This is a genomic window from Bradyrhizobium sp. BR 10289 (assembly GCF_019455385.1).
Lineage (GTDB): Bacteria > Pseudomonadota > Alphaproteobacteria > Rhizobiales > Xanthobacteraceae > Bradyrhizobium.
Window position 1 is genome coordinate 98,237 of sequence record NZ_JACOFR010000003.1, and the last position, 23,359, is coordinate 121,595.

The following is a 23,359-nucleotide window of genomic DNA, read 5'->3' on the forward strand; positions in this document are numbered from 1 at the left end:
CCGCGCGGCTGATGCCGTCAAAATAGAATGGACTTATTGCGACGCAACGCATGGCGCGGGCGGCTCAATGTCACACGGCTTATCGTGCTGAGTTTTTAGGGCTTTTCGGGACTCACCGGATTGTTATCCAGGTTCCATCGCGACGTGCTGCGACAGAAGATCGCAATTACTCGGCGGCCTTCATCCGGTAGCGGCTGACGCCCCATTCGGTTCCGTCGGCGTAGCCGAACAGGCCTGAGGTCGCGAGCAGGAACCAGCGCCAGCGCCGCATCCACTGCGCGGTCTCCTCGCCATGGACGTTGCGCAAGGCCGCCTCGATGGTGTTGCGATGCGCGTCGAAATTGGCAAGCCAGTCGCTCGCGGTGCGCTGATAATGGGTGCCGCTCCAGCACCATTCCTTCTCGATCGCGAAGATGTCGTCGAACTGCCTGATGAGGTGATGGCTCGGCATCAGCCCTTCCGCGAAAATGTGCTGCGCGATCCAGTCCTCGCGATCGCTCCGGTCGCATAGATGCGAGCCGCAGCGATGGGTGACCACGTGCATGAAGAAACGCCCCTCCGGCGCGAGCCATGCGCGCACGCGCGTCAGCAGCTTGCGCCAGTTCAGCATCTGCTCGAACATCTCGATCGAGACGATGCGGTCGAACCGGCCATCGGGCGCGAACATGTTCATGTCGGCCGCGATGACGCGCAGGTTCGAGAGCCCGCGCTGCCGGGCCATGTCCTCGACATAGGCGCGCTGGGCCTGCGAGTTCGACACTGCCGTGATCTTCGCATGCGGAAACTGCCGCGCCATCCACAGCGACAGCGAGCCCCAGCCGCAGCCGAGTTCGAGGATGGTCTGGCCGTCGGCGATGCCGGCGTGCTCGACCGACTGGCGCAGCGCCTCCTCCTCCGCCTCCTGGAGGGTGGTCGCAGCGGTCTTGTAGAAGCAGCAGGAGTATTTGAGGTTGGGGCCGAGCACCTGCGCAAAGAACGTTGCCGGCGCCTCGCGATACGCGGCGTCCGCTTCGCCAGCGACCGGCCGCAGCATCATCCGTCCGGCGAAGGCGGCATCGTCGGCGGCGCCCAGCATGGAGAGGCGCGTCGCCGTTCGAGAACACAGGCGCTGGATCGCGGCGCGCATCACCACATCCGGTAACGGCACACGTTCGGCAGTCCCGATGATCGCCGTGACGACGCTCATGCGTCCCCCGAATGTCGAGCTTTTGCAGACATCTGCGTATCAAAGCGCGGCTTCCAGTCCGGGTTCCCCAATCTCTCCACGAAATCGGCGCATCCGGCGCTTTTTTTGGGCCGGCGCTGTGCCATAGTGCGCCCCGCAATCACGTCGTAACGGATGATACCGGCCATGCCGTCTGGCGCCTCGCTCCGCTCCCCCATGGATATCGAGTACACGAAACTGTCCTCGCCCAGCGTTTTCCTGGTGCGGATGCTGGTCTTCCTGGTGCTGTGCGCCCTGGTCGGCGTGGTGCTCTACAAGCAGATCATCCAGGCCTTTTTCGCCAATCCCGGCCTCAATGCCCTGATCGGCGCCGTGCTGTTCATCGGCATCATCCTGGCCTTCCGGCAGGTGATCCGGCTCTATCCCGAAGTCTCCTGGGTCAACAATTTCCGCATCGCCGATCCCGGCCTGGCGCCGGCCCGGCACCCCAAGCTGCTGGCACCGATGGCGATGATCCTGGGCGGGGAGCGCACCGGGCGGATGTCGATCACCCAGACCACGATGCGGCACCTGCTCGATTCGATCGCGACGCGCCTCGATGAAGCCCGCGATATCTCCCGCTACATGACCGGCCTCCTCGTCTTCCTCGGCCTGCTCGGCACCTTCTGGGGCCTGATCGAGACGGTCGGCTCGGTCGGCAAGGTGATCGACGGGCTCAAGGTCGGCGGCGATTCCGGGGCACTGTTCGACACGCTGAAGGAGGGCCTTGCCGCCCCGCTCGGCGGCATGGGCATCTCGTTCTCGAGCTCGCTGTTCGGCCTCGCCGGCTCGTTGATCCTCGGCTTCCTCGACCTGCAATCGAGCCAGGCGCAGAACCGCTTCTACACCGACCTCGAAGACTGGCTCGCCACCACCGTGCGCGAATATGGCCATAGCGAGGTCGCGGTCGCAGCCGGTGGCGGCGGTGTGGCCAGCGGCGAGCTGCAGGCCGCCGTCGAGCGCTTGCGCTCCGTGCTGGAGGAAGGCAGCGCCAGCCGCGGCACCACCGCGGCGATGGCGAGCCTTGCCGAGGCCATCCAGGCGCTGGTCTCGCACATGCGCACCGAGCAGCAGATGATCCGCGAATGGGCCGACGGCCAGGGCGAGCAGAACCGCGAGATCCGCCGCCTGCTGGAGCGCATCGCGCGCCAGCCCGAGAAGGGTTGAGGACAGAACGAAGGTCTCGTGCCCCGGACGCGATGCAGCGCGAAGCGGTGCGTCGCTGAGCCGGGGCCCAGCACCTTCCGAATGACAGATGGGTCCCGGCTCTGCGCAGCAGCGTTGCACGCTGCAGCGCGTCCGGGACACGGAGAGAACGGAGACGTGAATGGCTCTTGCCCGGACCCGCCGCAGCGAAGGCGCCTTCAACTACTGGCCCGGCTTCGTCGACGCGCTGTCGACGCTGGTGCTCTCGATCGTGTTCCTGCTGTCGGTGTTCCTGGTCGTGCAGTTCTTCCTGTCGCAGGAGGTGACCGGCAAGGACAAGGCGCTGGAGCAGCTCAACGCCAAGATCGCGCAGCTCAACGAGCTGCTGTCGCTGGAGAAGCTCGGCAAGCTCACGCTCGATGACCAGGTCTCGCAATTGAAGGCGGGCCTCGCCTCGGCGGAGTCCGAACGCGATCGCATCAAGGGCCTCTATGACGGCCTCGCCGCCGCCGGCAACGACGCGCAAGGCAAAACTAGCGAGCTCGGCAAGGCGCTGGACTCCGAGAAGGCGGTCTCGGCGCGGGCGCTGGCGCAGATCGAGGTGCTGAACCAGCAGATCAGCGCGCTGCGCCGGCAGCTCGCCGCGCTCGAAGAAGCGCTCGATGCCAGCGAAAAGCGCGACAAGGAATCGCAGAACCGCATCGCCGACCTCGGCTCCCGCCTGAACGTCGCGCTGGCGCAGCGCGTGCAGGAATTGTCGCGTTACCGTTCCGAGTTCTTCGGCCGCCTGCGCGCCATCCTCGGCAACCGCCCCGACATCCGCATCGTCGGCGACCGCTTCGTGTTCCAGTCCGAAGTGTTCTTCGACACCGGACAGGCCGTGCTTCTGCCCGAGGGCCGCGCCGAGCTCGATACGCTGGCGACCGCGCTGATCGAACTCGACAAGAAGATCCCGAGCGACATCCCGTGGGTGCTGCGCGTCGACGGCCACACCGACGTGCGGCCGGTGAGCGGCGCGAACTTCAAATCGAACTGGGACCTGTCCGCGGCGCGCTCGATCTCGGTGGTGCAGTATTTGATCTCGCTCGGCGTCCCCGCCCAGCGCCTCGTCGCCGCCGGTTTTGGCGAATTCCAGCCGCTCGACACCGGCAACACCGAAGAGGCCTACAAGCGCAACCGCCGCATCGAGCTGAAGCTGACGGAGCGGTAGTGGTGAGGATCGCGCGATGCTCATCCCACCGTCATGGCCGGGCTTGTCCCGGCCATCCACGTCTTTGCTTCCGTCTTCGCGGCTTCTCGTGGATGCCCGGGACAAGCCCGGGCATGACGGCCTCCATAAAATGAGCGCGCTCCACCTCCGCCCCTACCGGCCCGAGGACGAAGCCGCCTCGATCGACCTCTGGCATCGCACCTGGCAGCAGGCCTATCCGCAGATCGACTTTGCCGCACGGCTGGACTGGTGGCGCGAACGCTGGCGGAAGGATCTGGTGCCGAAGGCGCAAATCGTCGTCGCCGAGCAGGACGGCGCGCTCACCGGCTTCGTCACCATCGACGGCGACGGCTATCTCGACCAGCTCGTGGTCGATCCCGATCACTGGGGTTCGGACGCAGCAAAGCTGCTGGTGGACGCGGCCAAGCGGCTGTCACCGTCGGGCATCACGCTGCTCGTCAACAAGGACAATGCCCGCGCCATTCGCTTCTACGAGCGCAACGGCTTTGTGCATGAGGGTTCCGACGTGAACCCGACCTCGGGCCGGCCGGTGCTGAAGATGACTTGGAAGGCATGATTCTGGCGGGCGTGATGCCCGTCACGGAAGGTCCCGTCGGCGTCTGCTAGTGGTGATCACCGGACGCAGCAATGATGGGAGACGATCGATGCGATTGAGCGAGCTGGCCAAAGGATCTTCGGTGATGCTGGGCGTCATCGTCGCCGGCTATGTGTCGACGAGCTATGTCGACCAGCGTTTTGCCACATCAAAGACGGCGAGCGCTCCTGCACAGACCACCGGCCCTGCCCCAGCAGCCTGCGTCGATGAGGACGGCAGCTGGAAGCACTGGTCGTGGCCGAACGTCCCGGCGCTGTCGCCGAAGTGCAAATGATGGCCGCGAGTATGAGCGGGGCCCGCTCAGTTCGAAGCTTCGCCACGAACTCCCCTGTCATTCCCCGCGTAGGCGGGGAATCCACTACGCCGCGGCTTCTCCGTTGATCACGCCTGTCCCGGAGTCCTGGATCAACCGCCTTCGCGGGTGATGACACCGTGGGAGAGGCGTAAGCCTCACGCCCCCTCGAACTGCAACCTCGCCAGCCGGGCATAAAGCCCGTTCGCGGCCACGAGCTCGGCATGCGTGCCCTGCTCGACGATCCTGCCCTGATCCATCACCAGGATGCGGTCGCAGGAGAGGACGGTGGCCAGACGATGCGCGATCACCAGCGTGGTGCGGTGGCGCATCAGCTCTTCGAGCGCGGTCTGGACCAGCGTCTCGCTTTCGGCGTCGAGCGCGGAGGTGGCCTCGTCCAGCAGCAACAGCGGCGCATCGCGCAAAATGGCGCGGGCGATGGCGATGCGCTGGCGCTGGCCGCCTGACAGGGTGACGCCGCGCTCGCCGAGCGGGGTCTCGAAACCTTCCGGCAGGCGGCGGATGAACTCGGCGGCATGCGCGAGCTCGGCGGCGTGCTCGACCTCGGCGTCGGTCGCATCGGGCCGGCCGAAGCGGATGTTTTCGCGCGCGCTTGCGGCGAACACGTTGGATTCCTGCGGCACCAGCGCGATGCGCGAACGGAAGTCGCGGGGATCGGCGGATTTCACCGGCACGCCATCGAGCGAGATCGCGCCAGCCTTGGGATCGTAGAAGCGCAGCAGCAGATGGAAGATCGTGCTCTTGCCGGCGCCGGACGGGCCGACGATCGCGACCTTCTCGCCGGGACGCACGGCAAACGACACGGCGTCGAGCACCTTGACGTCGGGCCGCGCGGGATAAGCAAAACTGACGCGGTCGAACCCGACCTCGCCGCGCGCAGGCACCGGCAGCGCGCGCGGTGATACGGGCGCGGCGATCTCGGGCTTCACGTGCAGGATCTCGAACAGCCGCTCGGCCGCGCCGGAGGCCGCCGAAACTTCGCCCCAGACTTCGCTGAGCTGGCCGAGCCCGGCCGCGGCGAACGCCGCATAGAGCACGAACTGACCGAGACGGCCCGGCGTGATCGCCCCGGTGAGGACGTCATGCGAGCCGATCCAGAGGATCGCGACCACGCTGGCGAAGACGATGAAGATGATGATGGCGGTGAGCACGGCGCGGGCCTGCGTCGAGGTGCGCGCGGCTTCATAGGCCTGCTCGACCTCGCCGCCGAAGCGCTTCGCCGCCAGCCCTTCGCTGGTATAGGCCTGCACGGTGCGGATGGCGCCGACCAGTTCGCCGGCATAGGCGGAGGCATCCGCGAGCGTATCCTGCGCATTGCGCGACAGCCGTCGCACCCAGCGTCCGAAGGCGACCAGCGGCAATACGATCAGGGGAATGGCGAGCAGCACGAAGCCGGAGAGGCGCGGGCTGGTGATGACCATCATGGCTACCGCGCCAAAAAACATCATCAAATTGCGCAGCGCGATCGACACGGAGGCGCCGACGGCGGATTTGATTTGCGTCGTGTCGGCGGTGAGGCGTGACACCAGCTCGCCGCTGCGCGCGGAATCGAAGAAGGACGGCGACAGCGACAGCAGATGGGCGAACACGTCGCGGCGGAGATCGGCGACGATGCGCTCGCCGATCGTCATCACGAGGTAGTAGCGCGCGGCGCTGGCGAGTGCGAGCACGGCAACCACCGCGATCATCACCGAGAAGTAGCTGTTGATCAGCTCGATGCCCTCAGCCGTCAGGCCGAAATCGATCATGCGGCGTACCGCGACCGGCACCAGCAGCGTCGTCAGGGCGGCGATCGTCAGCGCGACGAAGGCCAGCGCCGCCCGCCCGCGATAGCGGGCCACATAGGGCGCCAGCGCCAGCAACGGCCGCAGTTTTGCGCGGCCCTTGGCGGGCTGCTCGATCAGCTCGGCTTCGATCGACGGGGCTTCTGCGGGCCCGGTTTCAAGCCGTTCTACTGCGCTCATTGGAATCCGACCAAAATAGAGGTATCCGCTCCACATAGGCCCGGCGGGCGGGAGTGGCAAATCCGGGATGTCCCTTAGGCGGCCCGGTTCTGAAGCGCCCACAATGGCTTGTTTAAAAGGGGCCTGTGGGGTATAGACCCCGCCAAATCCGTCATTCGATAGCCACTCAAGCAAGGCGCCGGGCGCCCTAGGAATTGCCATGAAAGCCGAAATTCACCCGAACTATCATACGATTAAGGTCGTGATGACCGACGGAACCGAGTATCTGACCCGCTCCACCTGGGGCAAGGAAGGCGACACGCTGAACCTCGACATCGACCCGAAGTCGCACCCGGCCTGGACCGGCGGCAGCGCCCAGATGCTCGACCGCGGCGGCCGCGTCTCGCGCTTCCAGAAGAAGTTTTCGGGCTTTCTCAAAAAGGATTGATCCGGCCGAAAAGGCTGGTGACGAAAAACGCCCCCGGAGCGCCGGGGGCGTTTTTGTTTTTGGGGAGTGTCCCGTTGGGATTTTGACCCGTCATCCTGAGGTGCCGGAGCGAAGCGGAGGCCTCGAAGGATGTACGGCCGAGATGCAGCGGGGCCGTCGCCCTTCGAGGCTCGCCGAAGAGGCGAGCACCTCAGGGTGACGGTTCAACATCAAGTACGCGGATAGGAAATTACCGCTCGAACGCGGCCTTCAGCGCGTTGAGCTGCGGCACCAGCGGGTTGCCGATGGCGATGTGCTCGGCGGGCGGGGTGTGGATCGAGGTATCGAGGCGGCGGACGCGGGTCTGCAGGCTCATCGAGCGGTGGATCAGATCCTGGAGCTGCGAGGGCAGCTTCTCGATGGTGTCGGCGGGACCGGGATCGGCGGCCGAGAGCTTGACCTTGGTCTTCTCGCGGTTGGCCTGGACCAGCGTCATCTCGCCTTCCTTCACCGCGCGGTGCAGCAGCAGCCAGGAAGCGAGCTGCATCAGGCGGGTGGTGAGGCGCATGCTCTCGGTCGCATAGGTCAGGCTGACAGCGCGATCGAGCGCCTTGGCCTCGGCACGGCCGGCACCGTCGAGATAGGCGGCGGTCTCTTCGACGAGGTCCATGCCCTCGCGGAACAGCGCACCGAACGCCGCAGAATTGGTGAACCGCTCGCTGAGTTGAACGAGAGCACCTTCGGCTTGCAAACGTTCCATGGTTAACGCCCCTTACGCAACTGTTTACCCACCCGGCCTTGGCGCCGGCTTTATGATGAACAAATCATTGCGCGGGGAAAGCGCGGAGTCCAGCGACAAGCACGGATATGGTTTCCGCGGGTCATTCCTCGGAATTCAACCGGAAGGGGAGGCAAAAAAAGAGCCGCCGGAGACCGGCGGCTTTGAAAGTTGATAACAGGGAGGCGTCAAACAGAGTGGACAGGAGCCACTCGGTGTCCAAACGAGGACAGTTCCAGTCATAAAACGAAAAGCTTAATGTCGCGTAAACGAACGAATTTTTTGAGGGTTCGTTAGCCATGTCGGCCAGAGGACGAGTCGCTCCCGTGCCCCGGACGCAGTGCGGCACGTAACGATGCGCTGCAGAGCCGGGGCCTAGTTCTTTGGCCGAGGTGCCTGGAGAAACATGGGTCCCGGTTCTGTGCAGCAGCGCTTACGCGCTGCAGCGCGCCCGGGACACGAGAGCGTGACTCCTACTTCTTGAAAAAACTATCCGCCGCATCGCGCGAGGCGCGCTTCTTGGTGGCGGCTTCTTCCAATCGCACGATCTCGGTCTTGAGCAGGGTCACGCGCTCGGTCAGTTCCTCCACTGACAAGAGGGAGAGGTCCTGTCCGATTTCATGGCTGATCTTCTTGCGCGGGCGGTCGTCGTCTTCTGTCGGCATCGTCGTTCCTCCTGCGTCCGTGGACCGGACCACACGGTTGAGGCGGTTGCCAGCTTGGACCGCGCTGGCTAAGCAATGGCCTGGTTTCCTCCTGCACCTTTGCTCAAGGACACATCATGGACAAGCTGCCCGCGCAAATGACCGTGGTCGCCATCTCCAAGCCCGGCGGACCGGAGGTGCTGGTGCCGGAACAACGGCCCCTGCCGCAGCCCGGTCCGGACGAGATTTTGGTCAAGGTCGAGGCCGCCGGCGTCAACCGGCCGGACGTCGCGCAGCGCTCCGGCGCCTATCCGCCGCCGCCCGGCGCCAGCGACCTGCCGGGTCTGGAGATCGCCGGCGAGGTCGTCGCCGTCGGCAGCAACGCCAAGCGGCACAAGATCGGCGACAAGGTGATGTCGCTCGTTGCCGGCGGCGGCTATGCCCAGTACTGCATCGCCCAGGATGCCCAGGCCATGAGCGTGCCGCCGGCGCTGTCGATCAAGGAAGCCGGCGCGCTGCCGGAAACCCTGATGACCGTCTGGCACAATGTGTTCGAGCGCGGCGGCCTGAAGGCCGGCGAGACGCTGCTGATCCATGGCGGCTCCTCCGGCATCGGCACCATGGCGATCCAGCTCGCCAAGGCGTTCGGCGCAAAAGTGTTCGTCACGGTGGGATCGCAGGACAAGGTCGATGCCTGCCTCAAGCTCGGGGCCGACCGCGCCATCAACTACAAGACCGAAGACTTCGTCGAGGTGATCAAGGCCGAGACGAACAAGGCCGGCGTCAACCTGATCCTCGACATGGTCGCCGGCGAATACGTCGATCGCAACTATGACGCTGCCGCGGTCGACGGCCGGATCGTGCAGATTGCCACCCTGAACGGCCCCAAGATCACCGCCAACATCGCCAAGGTGATGGTGAAGCGGTTGACCCATACCGGCTCGACCTTGCGCCCCCGTAGTAATGCGGACAAGGCGGCGATGGTGGCCGCGATCGAAGCGAAAGTGATGCCGCTTTTGCGCGAGGGCCGGGTGAAACCGCTGATGGACAGCGCTTTCCCGCTGGAAAAGGCGGCCGACGCGCACCGGCGCATGGAGACCTCAGCACATATTGGCAAAATTGTGTTGGAGGTCTAGGCCGCTGACCCACCCGGCAAGGCGGAAACCCTTTGATTTTCCTCGCTTTCGTGGCATCTATCGCGACGCGCCGAACCACGTCTGTCCGGCCTGAAATCGTCTTCACCTGAAGAGTTGCGTCGAACGCGGAGAACTGGCCTTGCGTCTGATCAGGTGCCTCGCGCCCATCGCGCTGGGCCTCATGATTCTTGTCGCCGCGTATCCCGCGCGCGCGCTCGATGCCGTCAGCGTCCGCGGTGACGCGCCCGCGATCGACCTCACCGGCGTGCTCGAGCATCAGCGCAGCGACGCCGATCGAATCCAGGTCTCGACCGCGCCCGGCACCGACGGCATCGTCCGCCGCATCGAGGTGCGCGCCCGCGAAGGCGGCCAGAACTGGATCGTGTTCGCGCTCGCCAACAACACCGACGACCAGCTCGACCGCCTGATCGTCGCGCCGCATTACCGGATCGTCTCGTCCGGCCTGCTCTGGCCCGATCTCGGGCTGTCGCGCATCGCAACCATCACCCCTTCGATCGGCGATCGCCCGGAACGTCAGGAAAGCGCGACCGCGGACGTGTTCCGCATCACGCTCGATCCTGGCGCCGTCGTGACCTTCGTCGCCGAGCTGCGCACCGACAAGCTGCCGCAGCTCTATCTGTGGGAGCCGGAAGCCTACAAGGACAAGGTCAATTCGTTCACGCTGTACCAGGGCATCGTGATCGGCATCTCGGGGCTCCTTGCCCTCGTGCTCACGATTCTGTTCGTGGTGAAGGGCAGCATCATGTTCCCGGCCGCCGCGGCGCTGGCCTGGGCGGTGCTGGTCTATATCGGCGTCGATTTCGGGTTCTGGGGCAAGGTGCTCGACATGTCGAACAACGCCGAGCGCATCTGGCGCGCGGCGGGCGAGGCGATCCTGGCGGCGACGCTGCTGGTGTTTTTGTTCGCCTATCTCAACCTCAGTCGATGGCATGTGCGCTATTCGCACATCACGGTCGGCTGGCTGGCGTTCCTCGGCTCGCTCGTTGCGCTTGCTCTGTTCGACCCGGCCGTTGCCTCCGGCATCGCCCGCATCTCGCTGGTGCTGATCGCCTTCGCCGGCTTTGCGCTGATCGTCTATCTCTCCACCCACGGTTTCGACCGCGCGGTGCTGCTGATCCCGACCTGGTTCCTGCTCGTGGTCTGGGTGGTCGCGGCCGGCATGACGGTCGCCGGTTCCGTCACCAACGACATCGTCGGCCCCGCCCTGCTCGGCGGCCTCGTGCTGATCGTGATGCTGATCGGCTTCACCGTCATGCAGCACGCCTTCGCCGGCGGCGGCGCCACCACCGGCGTCGTCTCCGACATCGAGCGGCGCGCGCTGGCGCTGGCCGGCTCCGGCGACCTGATCTGGGACTGGGACGTCTCCGCCGACAAGGTGTTCACCAGCCCGGAGACCGAAGCCCTGCTCGGCCTCAAGCGCGGCACGCTCGAAGGGCCCGCGGCCTCCTGGCTCGAGGTGCTGCATCCGCTCGATCAGGACCGTTTCCGCGCCGCGCTCGACAGCGTGCTCGACCAGCGCCGCGGCCGCCTCGTCCAGGATTTCCGCCTGCGCACGCCCGACGGTCACTTCATGTGGTTCGCGCTGAAGGCGCGTCCGGTGGTCGGCTCGGACGGCGAGGTCTCGCGCGTGGTCGGCACGCTCACCGACGTCACCGAGTTGCGCAACGCCGAGGAGCGCCTGCTGCACGATTCCGTGCATGACAACCTCACCGGCCTGCCCAACCGCAAGCTGTTCATGGACCGGCTCGGCGGGGTCGCGAACTTCGCCAAGACCATGCCGACGCTGCGGCCGACGCTGATGGTGATCGACCTCGACCGCTTCAAGCAGGTCAACGATTCCGTCGGCATCGCGGTCGGCGATTCCATCCTGCTGACGCTGGCCCGCCGCCTCACCCGCATCCTGAAGCCGCAGGACACGCTGGCGCGGCTTGCCGGCGACCAGTTCGGCCTGATCCTGCTGTCGGAGCAGGACCCGGCCCGCATCACCGCCTTCGCCGAGACCATCCGCAAGACCATCCGCGCGCCGATCGCCTTCAATGACCGCGAGATCTTCCTGACGGCCTCGATCGGTCTCGCTCTGTCCGATCCGCAGGTTCAGCTGACCGACGAGATCATCAAGGACGCCGAGCTTGCGATGTATCATTCCAAGCGCATCGGCGGCGACCGCATCGACGTCTACAAGCCGGCGATGCGCGCGCGAAAGACCGACCGGCTGACGCTGGAAAGCGAGCTGCGCCGCGCCATCGAGCGGCAGGAGCTCACCATCCTGTACCAGCCGATCGTACGGCTGGAGGATCGCTCGGTCGCCGGCTTCGAGGCGCTGGTGCGCTGGGATCACCCGAAGCTCGGGCGCATGGCGCCCTCGGAGTTCATCTCGATCGCGGAAGAGACCGGCCTGATCGTCGACCTCGGCATGTTCGTGCTCGACCAGACCGCAAAACAGCTGTCGATCTGGCAGCGCGCGATGCGCTCGCGCGAGCCGATCTTCGCGAGCGTCAACGTCTCCTCGCGGCAATTGCTGCGCCACGATTTGATCCACGACATCCGCACCGTGCTGTCGCGGTCGTCAGTGGCGCGCGGCACGCTCAAGCTCGAATTGACGGAATCGCTGGTGATGGAGAATCCGGAGCACGCCGCGCAAATGCTGACGCGGATCCGCGAGCTCGGCACGGGACTGTCGCTCGATGATTTCGGCACCGGCCATTCCTCGCTGGCCTATCTGCAGCGCTTCCCGTTCGACACCATCAAGATCGACCAGTCCTTCGTCCGCACCACCAACCGCGGCACGCGCCCGGTGATCCTGAAGTCGATCATCGCGCTCGCGCACGACCTCGGGATGGACGTGGTCGCCGAAGGCGCCGAGACCGATTCCGACGCGGTCGAGCTCTACCAGATGGGCTGCGAATTCGCGCAGGGTTTTGCCTTCGGTGAGCCGATGGACGCCGACGCTGCGATGCGGCTGCTCACGGAAGTGCGGCTGGAAGCAGCAAGCTGATCTCGCCGCGCCTTCGATATCGCAGTGGGCAAAGGAGCGTTTGCGCCGTGCCCACCATCCGGAAGTCGTGGGCACGCTTCGCTTTGCCACCCTCCGATGCCAGGGGAGCTAGCTCTGCTTCCGCCGCAGCCCCACGACCAGCCAAAAACCCGCCAGCAGCGAGATCGCCGCAAGCCCGCCCCACACCATTCCCGCCTGCTCGAGATACACATCCTGCGTTACCGGATCGAAGCAGCGGCCGAGCTCGTTGAAGCAGTCGCGCCAGCGCCAGTAGCGGGCCTCGAAGGCGAGTGCGAACAGCAAGCCCAGGCCGATCAGGACCGCGCCGGAAATTCCCTTCAGCCAGCGCAGGATCATGCGGCGTCAGCTCACCTGCGCTGCTTCATCTTCGTAAACCGCACGCTCTGGCCATCAGGCATCCGCATCGCCTTGAACCCCGCGGCAAGGCAGGCTTCGCGCTGCGGCATCTGGATGTCGGGGCTGCGCAGGCTGTCCCACCATGAGGCACGGTTCGCCGCGCGCGGCAGGGCTGCGCCGATGATCTCCTCGATCTCTTCGAAGGTCAGGACGAATTCCGTCTGCTTGTGCCGCATCAGATAGTCGCGCAGGGCGTCGTAGTCGTTCACGATGGTTCTCTCGCTCGAAGGGCCGGCTCGGCCGCCCGGGCCTGCCGGAAATCGTCAGCCGCATCAACCGTTTCTTAACTCATTGCGGCAGCGTTGTTCCACCTTAAACACTACGCAAGCTTTCGGGCGCATCCATCGGGGTCGGGAGCAAACGATGCTGTCTGGATGGCGTGAAGCGACGGCCCACCGGCCGTGGCGGATTTCGGCGAAGCTGCTGATCATCTCGTCCGTGGTGACGGTGATCGGCTTCTCCGCCATTTGCGTCAGCGTCATGCTGGACATGCGCCGGGGCGAGGAGGCGCTGGCCCGCCAGACGCTGGAAAACCTCGCCACCACCATCGAATCCGACATCAGCCGCAACATCGAGATCTATGATCTGTCGTTGAAGGCGGTCGCCAGCAGCATGCTGCTGCCCGAGCTTGCCACCGTCTCGAAGCCGGTGCGGCACCTGATCCTGTTCGATCACGCAACCACGGCGCGGCATTTCGGCGCCATCCAGGTCTACGACGCCGATGGCAAGCTGACCATCGACGCCTCCACGCTCGACCCGCCGGCGGAAAATCGCGGCGACGAGGACTATTTCAGGGTTCACCGCGACAATCCCGGCGCCGGCCTCTTCATCAGCCGCCCGATGCTGTTCCGCGGCGCCTATTCGATCGTGCTGAGCCGGCGCATCAGCGACACCGACGGCGGCTTCCTCGGCGTCGTCGCCGGCTCGATCCGCTTCAGCTATTTCCACGAATTGTTCGAGCGGCTGAGCCTCGGCCCCGACGACACCATCACCGTGCTCAAACGCGACCGCACCATCATGATGCGGCGGCCGTTCGACCTCGACGTGATCGGCAAGAACCTCGGAACGCAACAAACCTGGAAGCAGGAAAATCTCAAGGCCGGCGGCTCCTATGCGGGGCAGGGCCCCGTCGACACCACGCCAAGGCTCTATGTTCGCAGCAGCGGCGACAGCCCGCTGTTCGTCGTGGCCGGAAAGCCCCTGAGCGCCGTGTTCGACCTCTGGCGCAAGGAGGCCATTCGAATCGGCGCCGTGGTGCTGGCGCTGATCGTGTTCATGCTGGCATCGACGCTCGTGCTCGCGCGCGAGATTGGAAGGCGCGCCGAGGCCGAGAGCAAGCTCGAGGAGATGGCAACGACGGATGCGCTCACCGGCCTGAAGAACCGCCGCAAGTTCGATGCCGTCATCGACGTTGAATGGCGGCGCGCGATGCGCGCGAAGACGCCGGTCGCGCTGTTGATGATCGATGCCGATCACTTCAAGGCCTATAACGACACCTTCGGCCACCAGGCCGGCGACCAGGTGCTGGTCGGCATCGCGATCTGCATTTCCGACTCGGTGAGCCGAGCCGGCGATTGCGCCGCGCGCTATGGCGGCGAGGAATTCGCCGTGTTGCTGCCGAACACGTCCGCCACCGACGCCTTCAAGGTCGCCGAGGCGATCCGCGTCAAAGTGCAGGGCTGGTCCGACGACCAGACCTCATCGACCGTCTCCTGCGGCATCGCCAGCCTCGTTCCCACCGTCGGAATGGACTGGACCGTGCTGGTCGCCGCCGCCGACAAGGCGCTCTACGCGGCGAAAGCCGGCGGACGCAACCAGTCTGTAGTGGCGAGCCTGCCGAAGCTGTCGCTGGTGGCGTGAGGCACCCTGTGGTCATCAGGCGATACGCGCACCACACAACAGCTGTCGTCCCGGGACAAGCGCAGCGAAGCGGAGCGCAGATCCGGAACCCATAGCCACAGGGAGAAGTTCGGCGAAGACTCGGCGTTCGGTACTGCGACCGAACGCAATCGATAGATCACGCGGTATGGGTTCCTGCGTTCGCAGGGACGACAGCGGAGTTCGTGGCTACGACTGCCCCAGATATTTCTTCATCTCCGCGATCAGCCCGTCGCGCAGCTCGGGCCGCTTCAGGCCGTAGGCGATGTTGGCGCGGAGGAAGCCGGGCTTGGAGCCGCAATCGTGGCGCTCGCCCTCGAACTCGACGCCGTAGAATTTCTGCGTCTTGGCAAGGCCGATCATGGCGTCGGTGAGCTGGATCTCGCCGCCGGCGCCGCGCTCCTGGGTCTCCAGGATCTTGAAGATCTCGGGCTGCAGGATATAGCGGCCGGTGATGGAGAGGTTGGAGGGCGCGGTGCCCTTGGCCGGCTTCTCGACCATGCCGTCGACCTCGAACATCTTGCCGGTGCGTTTGCCGACGCCGCAGATGCCGTATTGATGGGTGAGATGGTCGGGCACCGCCTCGACCGCGATGACGTTGGATTTCTCGCCGAGCTTGCTGGCGGTCTCGATCATCTGCTTCAGGCAGCCGGGCGTGTTGAGCACGAGTTCATCGGGCAGCACCACCGCGAACGGCTCGTTGCCGACGATGTCCCGCGCGCACCAGACCGCGTGGCCGAGGCCGAGCGGCGCCTGCTGGCGGGTGAAGCTGACGGCGCCGGCTTCCGGCTGGTTCTGCGCCAGGATTTCCTGTTCGGCCTTCTTGCCGCGCGCAGCGAGCGTGGAGTCGAGCTCGAACATCCTGTCGAAATGATCTTCGATGACATTTTTGTTGCGGCCGGTGACGAAAATGAAGTGCTCGATGCCGGCTTCGCGCGCCTCGTCATAGACGTACTGGATCAGCGGCTTATCGACGATGGTCAGCATTTCCTTCGGCATCGCCTTGGTGGCGGGCAGGACGCGGGTGCCGAGGCCGGCGACGGGAAATACGGCTTTGCGAATTTTCATGGGATGATCGAATACCCTGAGCAGATATGTGACGGGAGCAATGTCATCTTGCTAGCCTGTTTGCAGCCGCTAACAAAGGCGGATGTGGGGCCTCTTGATCACGGAGTTAAGAAAAAATCAGCCACCAAAATTTCACCTTTGTTAAGCTATTGGCAACCGTGACAGGGCCTCCTGATGGCGGATTTTTAGCCGGACGGGTGAGGTTATGATGAATTCGGTTGCAGGACTGGCGAAGCGCGCCGGCGGAGCGATGATTGCGGCCGCCCTTCTGCTGCCTGCAGCCGTGAACGCCCAGTCGCAAAACGGTCTGTCGAACCTGTTCGGGGGTATTTTCTCCGGCTCCAATCCCGCGCCTTCGCAAGCCCCGCCCGGCCCGGGCGGCGCACAGCCTGGAGCTCAACCCTGGAGCGGCGAGGACGGAGCGTCCGGCCATCCGCTGATGACGGCGGCGGCGATCCGCGAGGCCGCCTCCAACTTCGACAATTGCGTCGCGGGGATGTGGCCCGATGCCGCACGCCGCAACATCACCCAGGAGAACTTTCAGCGCTTCACGGCCGGGCTCTCACCCGACCTGCGCATCATGGATCTGATGGACTCGCAGCCGGAGTTCACCAAGTCGATCTGGGACTATCTCGACATCCTCGTCAACGACAACCGCCTCGCCAAGGGAAAGGAGGTCCTCGCCAAGTACAAGGCGCAGTTCGACGCCACCGAGAAGGCCTATGGCGTCGACCGCTATATCATCGCCGCGATCTGGGGCATCGAGTCCAATTACTCGACGCAGATGGGCGACCGCAGCGTGCTTCAATCGACCGCGACGCTCGCCTGCATCGGCCGCCGCCAGGCCTATTTCAAGGACGAGTTCCTCTCGGCGCTGGAGATCCTGAACCGCGGCGATCTCAGGCCGGAGCAGATGCGCGGCTCCTGGGCCGGCGCGTTCGGCCCGACCCAGTTCATGCCGACCGCGTTCAAGCGCTTCGCCGTCGACGGCGATGGCGACGGCCGCCGCGACGTCGTCGACAATCCCACCGACCTGATCGCCTCGACCGCCAACAATCTGAAGAAGGACGGCTGGCAGAGCGGCCAGGCCTGGGGTTTTGAGGTCGTGGTGCCCCAGGGATTCAACTACATGCTGGCCGACCGCGCCAAGGCGATGACGATCGCGCAGTGGGAGAAGCTCGGGCTCAAGCGGGCGACGGGCCAGCCCTTCCCGCACCCGGCGGAGAAAGCCTATCTGCTGGCGCCGGCGGGCGCGCAGGGCCCGGGCTTCCTGATGCTGCAGAACTTTCGGGTCATCATGAAGTACAACCCCGCCGAGGCCTATGCGCTGGCCATCGGCCATTTCGCCGACCGCCTGCGCGGCGGACAGCCCTTCGTGCAGCCGTGGCCGCGGCAGGAACGCGAGCTGTCCCGCACCGAGCGGCTGGAACTCCAACAGCTGCTGGCCCAGCGCGGCTTCTACAAGGGCACACCGGACGGCCAGTTCGGTGGCCAGACCCGGGAGGCCTTACGCAACTTCCAGGCCTCGATCGGGGTCCCCGCGGACGGATTTGCCTCCTCCGACGTGCTGGACCGGCTGCGCGGGCGGTAAAAACGGCCCGGAAGTAACCCTGAGCGGCGATTTCGGCCGATCGGCCGTGTATGGCCCCAAGAATCTGCAAGAGAATTTGCCCGTTTGGCGCCCGATTCCGTTATTATAACCGCCTCATTCCGCCCCCCATCGCGCGTGCCCGGGATCGCATGTCGAAGCCAAAGTCGTTCTTCAAGGCGCTGACCGAAACCGGCCCGTTGATCGCGCTGGGGACGGCGCTTGCGATTCTGGTCGGGATCGCGGGACCCGCCTCGGCTCAGTTCTTCAACTTCCCCGGTTTCGGCGGCCCGCCACAGCGCCAAGCCCCGCCGCCGCGCAACGGCGGAGGTGGCGGCTGGTTTGGCGGCGACTTCTTTGCGCCATTCCAGCAGCAACAGCCGCAGGCGCCGCGCCAGGATTTTTCGCGTGCGCCGGCACCAGCCAAGCGCGACACCACGCCGGACAAGAACGTGCTGGTGATCGGCGACGCCATGGCCGACTGGCTCGCCTACGGCCTGGAAGACGCCTACACCGAGCAGCCCGACATGGGCGTGATCCGCAAGCACAAGACCACGTCCGGCCTGATCAAGTACCAGCCGAAGGGCGAGCCCTCGGACTGGGCGGCCGCGGCCAAGGGCATTCTGGAGACCGAGAAGCCCGACGTCATCGTCGTCATGCTCGGCCTCAATGACCGCATCTCGATCCGCGAGCCCGTCACCGACAAGCCGGCGGACAAGGACAAAGAGAAGAAGAACGACAAGGGCGCGCGGGCCAAGCCGCAAGGCAAACCGGCTGACGCGAAGCCGGACGCCGCCGCGAAGCCGGACGACAAACCGGCGGCGGATACCGACCTGCCGCAGGACGATGCCGATAACGCCGACGCGCCGGCGGCCGCGCCCGAAAAGGCTGCGCGTAATCCAAATGGCGTTTACGAATTCCGCGATGAGCGCTGGGTCGAGCTCTACGGCAAGAAGATCGAGGAACTGGCCAACGTTCTCAAAGCCAAGGGCGTTCCGGTGCTCTGGGTCGGCCTGCCCGCGATCCGTGGCCCCAAGGGCACCGCGGACATGCTGTTCCTGGATTCGCTCTACCGCGAAGGCGCGGCCAAGGCCGGCATCACCTATGTCGACGTCTGGGACGGCTTTGTCGACGAAGCCGGCCGCTTCCTGCAGAAGGGCCCGGATTTCGAAGGCCAGATTCGCCAGCTGCGCAGCGGCGACGGCGTCTACTTCACCAAGCCGGGCGCACGAAAGCTCGCGCACTATGTCGAGCGCGAGATCACGCGCCTGTTGGCAGGCCGCTCCGGCCCGATCGCGCTGCCGAGCGAGCCGGCGACACCCGACACCAGTGCCGAGCCCGGCAAGCCGGCGCCGCGACCACTGGCAGGTCCCATCGTGCCGCTGGTCGCGGCCTCGATCTCGACCGATCAATTGCTGGGCGGACCGGGCTCGCGTCCCGCCGCCGTCGATGCACTCGCAGCAAGAACGATGGTGAAGGGTGAACCGCTGGCCGCGCCCGCCGGCCGCGCCGACGATTACGCCTGGCCGCGCCGCGAAGTCGGCCGCGAGCAGGCCAAGGGTGACACGCCGATGGCCGCGACGCCTGACGGCGGTGCTGCTCCGGGCTCACCGGGTGCCGCCGCGGCGGTCGCCCCGCAGAAGCTTGCACCGAAGAAGCCGCCGGTGGTGCAGCAGCCGGCGCAGACCCAGCCATCGTTTGGCAATTTCTTTGGTTTCGGTTCGCCGCAGCAGCAGCCCGCGCCGCGTCAATTGGCGCCGGCGCCAGGGCCGCGCAATCCGAATCCGAACCCTGGCATCCCGCGTCCGCCGGGTAATGTCGGGCGCTCGGCGGAAGTTCGATAGCAGATCTCGTGTCCCGGACGCGGCGCAGCGCGAAGCGTTGCTGCGCAGAGCCGGGACCCTGCTCCTACCAACATCACAAAAGGATTGGGCCCCGGCTCAGCAACGCAGCGTTCCACGCTGCATTGCGTCCGGGGCACGAGAGATCGAGCTGCGACGACTAGCCGTAATAACGCCAGCGCGGCGGCGGACGACGCGCCGGGCGTGACATCAGCAGGGCGAGCGCAAAGCCGATGCCGCCGGCCACGAGCAGCGCGCCGAGCGGGTTGTCCTGCACCTTCTGGACAATCGCCTGCGAACCGTCACGCAAGGTTTCCGCCGGCTTGTCATAGGCGTCCTTGGCGTAGCTTGTCGCCGTGTCGGCGGCATCGCGCACGGCGTCTTTCGCCTGGCCGTAGAGATTCTGCACGGTTCCTGCGGCCTCGCGCGCCTTGCCCGATGCCTGGGTCTTGGCATCACCTGCGATGTCGCCGACTGCGCTTTCCGCGCGTCCAGCGAAATCCTTGGCTGATCCGACAATCCGATCCGTATCCATGGTGCTCCTCCTCGGGGGTCTGCCCAAGTAACCGACCAGGAGGGGCGGGGTTCCAAGCGATGACGAAAGTGTAGGGCGGATGAAGGTGCACAGATGGAGCACCTACAAGATCAACCCGCCGTCCACGACCAGCGTCTGCCCGATGATGTAGGACGACAGCGGCGAAGCCAGGAACAGGGCTGCGCCCGCCATGTCGGCCGGCGTGCCCAATCGCCGCAGCGGGATCCGCGACAACGCGCCTTCGAGCCGTTTTGGATTGTCGATCGTCACCTTCGTCATCTTGGTGTCGACGAGGCCGGGTGCGATGCCGTTGACGCGGATGCCGTCCTCGGCCCAGGCCTCGCCGAGCGTGCGCGTCAATCCGACCGCGCCGGTCTTCGAGGCGTTGTAGGCGGGGTTGCCCATGGTGGAGTGATACGCCGCGGTCGAGGATACCATGATCAGCGCGCCCTTCGCATCCCGCAACATGGAATGAAACCGAGTCGCGCACGCCATCAGGCTCATCAGATTGACCTCGACGACCTTGCGGAAGCCGGTCATCTCGAACTCACCGCGACGATAGATCACAGCGCCTTGCGCGAGCACGAGGATATCGAGCCGGTCGAAGGACGGCCTGAAGGCTTCGATCGCAGCGGGGTTGCTGACGTCGAGCTGCGCGTAAGCAAGACCGGTGAGATCGGAGCCTTCCTCCGCATGATATTCCGCCGGCTGGGCGCGCGTGCCGCAAACCGCGACTGCTGCGCCCCTGCTGCGAAAGGCCTGCGCGATGCCGTTGCCGATGCCGCTGGAACCACCGACGACCAGCACCTGCTTGCCTGAGAAATCCAGCTCGTTAGGCATCGCGGCCTCCCCATTTGTCTTGCTTGTTTGACCTGTCTGCGGATCGATGCCAGCCTTGTCAAGCTCATAACAACAAGCAAGACGCCGCGGGGAAACAGCATGTCCGAGTTCAAGCAGCTCAGCAGGTCGGTGAAGGGGCTGACCGTTCTCGTCACGGGCGCGGCCAGCGGCATGGGCCGGGCCACCGCGCGCGTGTTCGCGGCCGAGGGTGCGAACGTCGCCGTCACCGATCATGACGCGCAAGGCGCGCATGCGGTCGCCAGAGAGATCGCGGCGAGCGGCGGTTTGGCGGAGGCCTGGAAGCTCGACGTCGCCGATAGCGGCGAGATCAAGCGCGTGGTCGGTGATGTCGCGGCTCATTTCGGCGGGCTCGACATCATCGTCAACAATGCCGGCATCTCCGTGCGCGTCGGAATCGATGACGAGGCTTATGAAGACGCCTGGGCCAGAGGCATCGCGGTGATGTTGACGGCGCATCCGCGCATCATCCGCGCCGCGCTGCCGCATCTGCGCGAGTCCAAGAACCCGCGCATCGTCAACATTGCCTCGACCGAAGCGCTCGGTGCGACTGCGCTGCACAGCCCCTATTCCGCGGCAAAGGGTGGCGTTGCCAGCCTGACACGCTCGCTCGCGGTGGAGCTTGGCCGCGAAGGCATCACGGTGAACTGCATCTGCCCGGGGCCGATCCGCACCGCCATCACCGACCGCATCTCGGAGGAGCACAAGACCATCTACGCCAAGCGCCGCACTGCACTCGGCCGTTACGGCGATCCCGAGGAAGTCGCGCACATGACACTGAGCCTTTGCCTGCCGGCCGCGTCCTTCCTCACCGGTGCTGTGATCCCGGTGGATGGCGGGCTGATGGCGCGAAACGCCTAAGCAGCATCCGGACTACGGGCAGCCATGCGCAGCGAGCGTTGACAATGCCAAGAGCGGGAGTAGCTTTTTTACCGACAGAGCGGGACCAACCGCTCGCACGCCCGGGAGAAACGCCATGACGATCGCCATTCGGCAGCTTCACAAACATTTTGTCGGCGAGGTGTCGGGCCTCGATCTGCGCAAGCCGCTCACGCCGGACGAGGCGCGCGAGGTCGAGGCCGCCATGGACAAGTACGCGGTGCTCGTCTTTCACGACCAGGACATCACCGACGAGCAGCAGATGGCGTTTGCGCTCAATTTCGGCCAGCGCGAGGATGCGCGCGGCGGCACCGTGACCAAGGAGAAGGACTACCGGCTCCAGTCGGGCCTCAACGACGTCTCCAATCTCGGCAAGGACGGCAAGCCGCTGGCCAAAGACAGCCGCACGCATCTGTTCAACCTCGGCAATTGCCTGTGGCATTCCGACAGCTCGTTTCGGCCGATCCCGGCAAAATTCTCGCTGCTGTCGGCGCGGGTGGTGAACCCGAAGGGCGGCAACACCGAATTCGCCGACATGCGCGCGGCCTATGACGCGCTCGACGACGAGACCAAGGCGGAGATCGACGACCTCGTCTGCGAGCACTCGCTGATGTATTCGCGGGGATCGCTCGGCTTCACCGAATATACCGAGGACGAGAAGCAGATGTTCAAGCCGGTGCTGCAGCGGCTGGTGCGGACGCACCCGGTACATCGCCGCAAGTCGCTCTATCTGTCATCGCATGCCGGCAAGGTCGTCGGCATGAGCGTGCCGGAGGGACGGCTGCTCCTGCGCGACCTCACCGAGCACGCGACGCAGCCCGAGTTCGTCTATGTCCACAAATGGAAGCTGCATGACCTCGTGATGTGGGACAACCGCCAGACCATGCACCGCGTCCGCCGCTACGACCAGTCGCAACCGCGCGACATGCGCCGGGCGACGGTGGCGGGGACGGAGCCGACGGTGCAGCAGCAGGCGGCGGAGTAGGGGCGGCACAGCGCGGCTCAGCAAACGATGTCATCGCCCGGCTTGACCGGGCGATCCAGTACTCCGAGACGGTTGTGATGGAGCCGATGGGCTGCGGCATACTGGATGCCCCGGTCAAGCCGGGGCATGACAGCAGTGGGTGATGCTAAGACAGCAGAGAGGCCGCTTACGCGTGCCCCGCCTCGTTCGACAGCATGCCGGGATCGATGCCGATCTTCCGCAATGCCCGGCCGTACTTCTCGTCGACGTCGTCGCCGAAAATCAGATCCGCATCGGCATCGCAATGCAGCCAGCCGTTGCTCTGGATCTCGGTCTCGAGCTGGCCTGGCGCCCAACCGGCATAGCCGAGCGCGAGGATGGCGTGCTTGGGGCCGGAGCCGTTGGCGATGGCGCGCAGGATGTCGACGGTCGCGGTGAGGCAGACGCCATCGTCGATCCGCAGCGTCGCATTCTCGATATAGAAATCGCTGGAATGCAGCACGAAGCCGCGGCCGGTATCGACGGGACCGCCCTGCAGCACCTTCATGGTTTCCGCGTTCCCGGGCAGCTTGATGTGCTCGCCCTTCTTGATGATGCCGAGCTGCTGCAACAGTTCGGGGAAGTCGATGCTGCCGGCCGGATGATTGACGATGATGCCCATGGCGCCTTCGGCCGAATGGGCACAGAGATAGATCACCGAGCGCTCGAAGCGCGCATCGCCCATCACGGGCATCGCGATCAGCAGCCGGCCGTCGAGATAACCGGCCGAGTTGGGCAGCGCGGGGCCCGCCCCGCGGGTGCTTTCGCCCGTCCTCTTGCCTGTGGGAGCCATCGTTGAAGCACTCCGGTTTCAATTCCTATCCTGATGTCGGGCCGGGCTGGTGTCAAATCAAGGCTT

At 65.4% G+C, this 23,359-nt stretch carries 22 protein-coding genes; 12 read left to right on the forward strand and 10 right to left on the reverse strand.

Annotated features, from left to right (window positions below; translation table 11 throughout):
• Window positions 1-166: 166 nt before the first annotated feature.
• Window positions 167-1,186, reverse strand: a complete 1,020-nt coding sequence (locus HYH08_RS07100) for an SAM-dependent methyltransferase (RefSeq protein WP_220009052.1) — start codon at window positions 1,184-1,186, stop codon at window positions 167-169.
• Between the two features lie 165 nt (window positions 1,187-1,351).
• On the opposite strand from HYH08_RS07100, the gene HYH08_RS07105 reads away from it, so the two are divergent.
• The 4 genes from HYH08_RS07105 (at window position 1,352) to HYH08_RS07120 (ending at window position 4,450) form a co-directional block, all read left to right on the forward strand.
• Window positions 1,352-2,371 (forward strand): flagellar motor protein MotA, encoded by a 1,020-nt coding sequence (locus HYH08_RS07105; RefSeq protein WP_220009053.1) that lies wholly within the window; start codon window positions 1,352-1,354, stop codon window positions 2,369-2,371.
• A 160-nt stretch (window positions 2,372-2,531) separates the two neighbouring features.
• Complete coding sequence (locus HYH08_RS07110) at window positions 2,532-3,560, forward strand: peptidoglycan -binding protein (RefSeq protein WP_220009054.1); 1,029 nt, start codon at window positions 2,532-2,534, stop codon at window positions 3,558-3,560.
• A 130-nt stretch (window positions 3,561-3,690) separates the two neighbouring features.
• On the forward strand, window positions 3,691-4,137 hold the full coding sequence (locus tag HYH08_RS07115) for a GNAT family N-acetyltransferase (RefSeq protein ID WP_220009055.1): 447 nt from the start codon (window positions 3,691-3,693) through the stop codon (window positions 4,135-4,137).
• Between the two features lie 88 nt (window positions 4,138-4,225).
• A complete protein-coding gene (locus tag HYH08_RS07120; protein ID WP_220009056.1) occupies window positions 4,226-4,450 on the forward strand; it encodes a hypothetical protein in 225 nt (74 codons plus the stop codon).
• A 176-nt stretch (window positions 4,451-4,626) separates the two neighbouring features.
• On the opposite strand, the gene HYH08_RS07125 is transcribed toward HYH08_RS07120, so the two are convergent.
• Window positions 4,627-6,453, reverse strand: a complete 1,827-nt coding sequence (locus HYH08_RS07125; RefSeq protein ID WP_220009057.1) for an ABC transporter ATP-binding protein/permease — start codon at window positions 6,451-6,453, stop codon at window positions 4,627-4,629.
• Window positions 6,454-6,652: 199 nt separating this feature from the next.
• On the opposite strand from HYH08_RS07125, the gene rpmE reads away from it, so the two are divergent.
• On the forward strand, window positions 6,653-6,880 hold the full coding sequence (gene rpmE, locus HYH08_RS07130) for a 50S ribosomal protein L31 (RefSeq protein ID WP_220009058.1): 228 nt from the start codon (window positions 6,653-6,655) through the stop codon (window positions 6,878-6,880).
• A 229-nt stretch (window positions 6,881-7,109) separates the two neighbouring features.
• On the opposite strand, the gene rcdA is transcribed toward rpmE, so the two are convergent.
• Both rcdA and HYH08_RS07140 read right to left on the reverse strand, forming a co-directional pair.
• The gene (gene rcdA / locus HYH08_RS07135; RefSeq protein ID WP_220009059.1) at window positions 7,110-7,619 is read right to left on the reverse strand and encodes a protease adaptor protein RcdA; all 510 of its coding nucleotides are present in this window, start codon (window positions 7,617-7,619) and stop codon (window positions 7,110-7,112) included.
• Between the two features lie 491 nt (window positions 7,620-8,110).
• Window positions 8,111-8,302, reverse strand: a complete 192-nt coding sequence (locus HYH08_RS07140) for a DUF1192 domain-containing protein (protein ID WP_220009060.1) — start codon at window positions 8,300-8,302, stop codon at window positions 8,111-8,113.
• A 116-nt stretch (window positions 8,303-8,418) separates the two neighbouring features.
• On the opposite strand from HYH08_RS07140, the gene HYH08_RS07145 reads away from it, so the two are divergent.
• On the forward strand, window positions 8,419-9,417 hold the full coding sequence (locus HYH08_RS07145; protein ID WP_220009061.1) for an NAD(P)H-quinone oxidoreductase: 999 nt from the start codon (window positions 8,419-8,421) through the stop codon (window positions 9,415-9,417).
• A 139-nt stretch (window positions 9,418-9,556) separates the two neighbouring features.
• Complete coding sequence (locus tag HYH08_RS07150) at window positions 9,557-12,433, forward strand: EAL domain-containing protein (protein ID WP_220009062.1); 2,877 nt, start codon at window positions 9,557-9,559, stop codon at window positions 12,431-12,433.
• 108 nt (window positions 12,434-12,541) lie between these two features.
• Here the strand turns inward: HYH08_RS07150 and HYH08_RS07155 are convergent, their stop codons facing one another.
• Complete coding sequence (locus HYH08_RS07155) at window positions 12,542-12,790, reverse strand: hypothetical protein (protein ID WP_220009063.1); 249 nt, start codon at window positions 12,788-12,790, stop codon at window positions 12,542-12,544.
• A gap of 11 nt (window positions 12,791-12,801) precedes the next feature.
• On the reverse strand, window positions 12,802-13,059 hold the full coding sequence (locus HYH08_RS07160; RefSeq protein ID WP_220009064.1) for a DUF7662 domain-containing protein: 258 nt from the start codon (window positions 13,057-13,059) through the stop codon (window positions 12,802-12,804).
• Between the two features lie 154 nt (window positions 13,060-13,213).
• On the opposite strand from HYH08_RS07160, the gene HYH08_RS07165 reads away from it, so the two are divergent.
• Complete coding sequence (locus HYH08_RS07165) at window positions 13,214-14,710, forward strand: sensor domain-containing diguanylate cyclase (RefSeq protein WP_220009065.1); 1,497 nt, start codon at window positions 13,214-13,216, stop codon at window positions 14,708-14,710.
• Window positions 14,711-14,917: 207 nt separating this feature from the next.
• On the opposite strand, the gene galU is transcribed toward HYH08_RS07165, so the two are convergent.
• Window positions 14,918-15,796 carry a UTP--glucose-1-phosphate uridylyltransferase GalU gene (galU, locus tag HYH08_RS07170; protein WP_220009066.1) on the reverse strand — a complete coding sequence of 293 codons (879 nt, stop codon included), beginning with the start codon at window positions 15,794-15,796 and terminating at the stop codon, window positions 14,918-14,920.
• Between the two features lie 205 nt (window positions 15,797-16,001).
• Here galU and HYH08_RS07175 point away from each other — a divergent pair, with 205 nt between their 5' ends.
• On the forward strand, window positions 16,002-17,387 hold the full coding sequence (locus HYH08_RS07175) for a lytic murein transglycosylase (protein ID WP_220009067.1): 1,386 nt from the start codon (window positions 16,002-16,004) through the stop codon (window positions 17,385-17,387).
• 149 nt (window positions 17,388-17,536) lie between these two features.
• Window positions 17,537-19,228 carry an SGNH/GDSL hydrolase family protein gene (locus HYH08_RS07180; RefSeq protein WP_220009068.1) on the forward strand — a complete coding sequence of 564 codons (1,692 nt, stop codon included), beginning with the start codon at window positions 17,537-17,539 and terminating at the stop codon, window positions 19,226-19,228.
• 157 nt (window positions 19,229-19,385) lie between these two features.
• Here HYH08_RS07180 and HYH08_RS07185 read toward each other — a convergent pair whose 3' ends face one another.
• Window positions 19,386-19,760, reverse strand: coding sequence for a CsbD family protein (locus HYH08_RS07185; protein WP_220009069.1), 375 nt, complete (start codon window positions 19,758-19,760; stop codon window positions 19,386-19,388).
• 102 nt (window positions 19,761-19,862) lie between these two features.
• Complete coding sequence (locus HYH08_RS07190; RefSeq protein ID WP_220009070.1) at window positions 19,863-20,600, reverse strand: SDR family NAD(P)-dependent oxidoreductase; 738 nt, start codon at window positions 20,598-20,600, stop codon at window positions 19,863-19,865.
• A 99-nt stretch (window positions 20,601-20,699) separates the two neighbouring features.
• Here HYH08_RS07190 and HYH08_RS07195 point away from each other — a divergent pair, with 99 nt between their 5' ends.
• Both HYH08_RS07195 and HYH08_RS07200 read left to right on the forward strand, forming a co-directional pair.
• On the forward strand, window positions 20,700-21,479 hold the full coding sequence (locus HYH08_RS07195; protein ID WP_220009071.1) for an SDR family NAD(P)-dependent oxidoreductase: 780 nt from the start codon (window positions 20,700-20,702) through the stop codon (window positions 21,477-21,479).
• A gap of 115 nt (window positions 21,480-21,594) precedes the next feature.
• Complete coding sequence (locus HYH08_RS07200) at window positions 21,595-22,482, forward strand: TauD/TfdA dioxygenase family protein (RefSeq protein WP_220009072.1); 888 nt, start codon at window positions 21,595-21,597, stop codon at window positions 22,480-22,482.
• Window positions 22,483-22,648: 166 nt separating this feature from the next.
• Here the strand turns inward: HYH08_RS07200 and HYH08_RS07205 are convergent, their stop codons facing one another.
• A complete protein-coding gene (locus HYH08_RS07205; RefSeq protein WP_220009073.1) occupies window positions 22,649-23,293 on the reverse strand; it encodes a YqgE/AlgH family protein in 645 nt (214 codons plus the stop codon).
• Window positions 23,294-23,359: the final 66 nt, after the last annotated feature.

Excerpts from the sequence above, each read along its gene's own strand:
- HYH08_RS07185 (WP_220009069.1), bottom strand. The coding sequence starts at position 19,760 with ATGGATACGGATCGGATTGTCGGATCAGCCAAGGATTTCGCTGGACGC.
- rcdA (WP_220009059.1), bottom strand. The coding sequence starts at position 7,619 with ATGGAACGTTTGCAAGCCGAAGGTGCTCTCGTTCAACTCAGCGAGCGG.
- HYH08_RS07175 (WP_220009067.1), top strand. The coding sequence starts at position 16,002 with ATGATGAATTCGGTTGCAGGACTGGCGAAGCGCGCCGGCGGAGCGATG.
- galU (WP_220009066.1), bottom strand. The coding sequence starts at position 15,796 with ATGAAAATTCGCAAAGCCGTATTTCCCGTCGCCGGCCTCGGCACCCGC.
- HYH08_RS07180 (WP_220009068.1), top strand. The coding sequence starts at position 17,537 with ATGTCGAAGCCAAAGTCGTTCTTCAAGGCGCTGACCGAAACCGGCCCG.
- HYH08_RS07155 (WP_220009063.1), bottom strand. The coding sequence starts at position 12,790 with ATGATCCTGCGCTGGCTGAAGGGAATTTCCGGCGCGGTCCTGATCGGC.
- HYH08_RS07105 (WP_220009053.1), top strand. The coding sequence starts at position 1,352 with ATGCCGTCTGGCGCCTCGCTCCGCTCCCCCATGGATATCGAGTACACG.
- HYH08_RS07110 (WP_220009054.1), top strand. The coding sequence starts at position 2,532 with ATGGCTCTTGCCCGGACCCGCCGCAGCGAAGGCGCCTTCAACTACTGG.
- HYH08_RS07115 (WP_220009055.1), top strand. The coding sequence starts at position 3,691 with ATGAGCGCGCTCCACCTCCGCCCCTACCGGCCCGAGGACGAAGCCGCC.
- HYH08_RS07125 (WP_220009057.1), bottom strand. The coding sequence starts at position 6,453 with ATGAGCGCAGTAGAACGGCTTGAAACCGGGCCCGCAGAAGCCCCGTCG.
- HYH08_RS07120 (WP_220009056.1), top strand. The coding sequence starts at position 4,226 with ATGCGATTGAGCGAGCTGGCCAAAGGATCTTCGGTGATGCTGGGCGTC.
- HYH08_RS07145 (WP_220009061.1), top strand. The coding sequence starts at position 8,419 with ATGGACAAGCTGCCCGCGCAAATGACCGTGGTCGCCATCTCCAAGCCC.
- HYH08_RS07165 (WP_220009065.1), top strand. The coding sequence starts at position 13,214 with ATGCTGTCTGGATGGCGTGAAGCGACGGCCCACCGGCCGTGGCGGATT.
- HYH08_RS07100 (WP_220009052.1), bottom strand. The coding sequence starts at position 1,186 with ATGAGCGTCGTCACGGCGATCATCGGGACTGCCGAACGTGTGCCGTTA.
- rpmE (WP_220009058.1), top strand. The coding sequence starts at position 6,653 with ATGAAAGCCGAAATTCACCCGAACTATCATACGATTAAGGTCGTGATG.
- HYH08_RS07190 (WP_220009070.1), bottom strand. The coding sequence starts at position 20,600 with ATGCCTAACGAGCTGGATTTCTCAGGCAAGCAGGTGCTGGTCGTCGGT.
- HYH08_RS07140 (WP_220009060.1), bottom strand. The coding sequence starts at position 8,302 with ATGCCGACAGAAGACGACGACCGCCCGCGCAAGAAGATCAGCCATGAA.
- HYH08_RS07200 (WP_220009072.1), top strand. The coding sequence starts at position 21,595 with ATGACGATCGCCATTCGGCAGCTTCACAAACATTTTGTCGGCGAGGTG.
- HYH08_RS07205 (WP_220009073.1), bottom strand. The coding sequence starts at position 23,293 with ATGGCTCCCACAGGCAAGAGGACGGGCGAAAGCACCCGCGGGGCGGGC.
- HYH08_RS07195 (WP_220009071.1), top strand. The coding sequence starts at position 20,700 with ATGTCCGAGTTCAAGCAGCTCAGCAGGTCGGTGAAGGGGCTGACCGTT.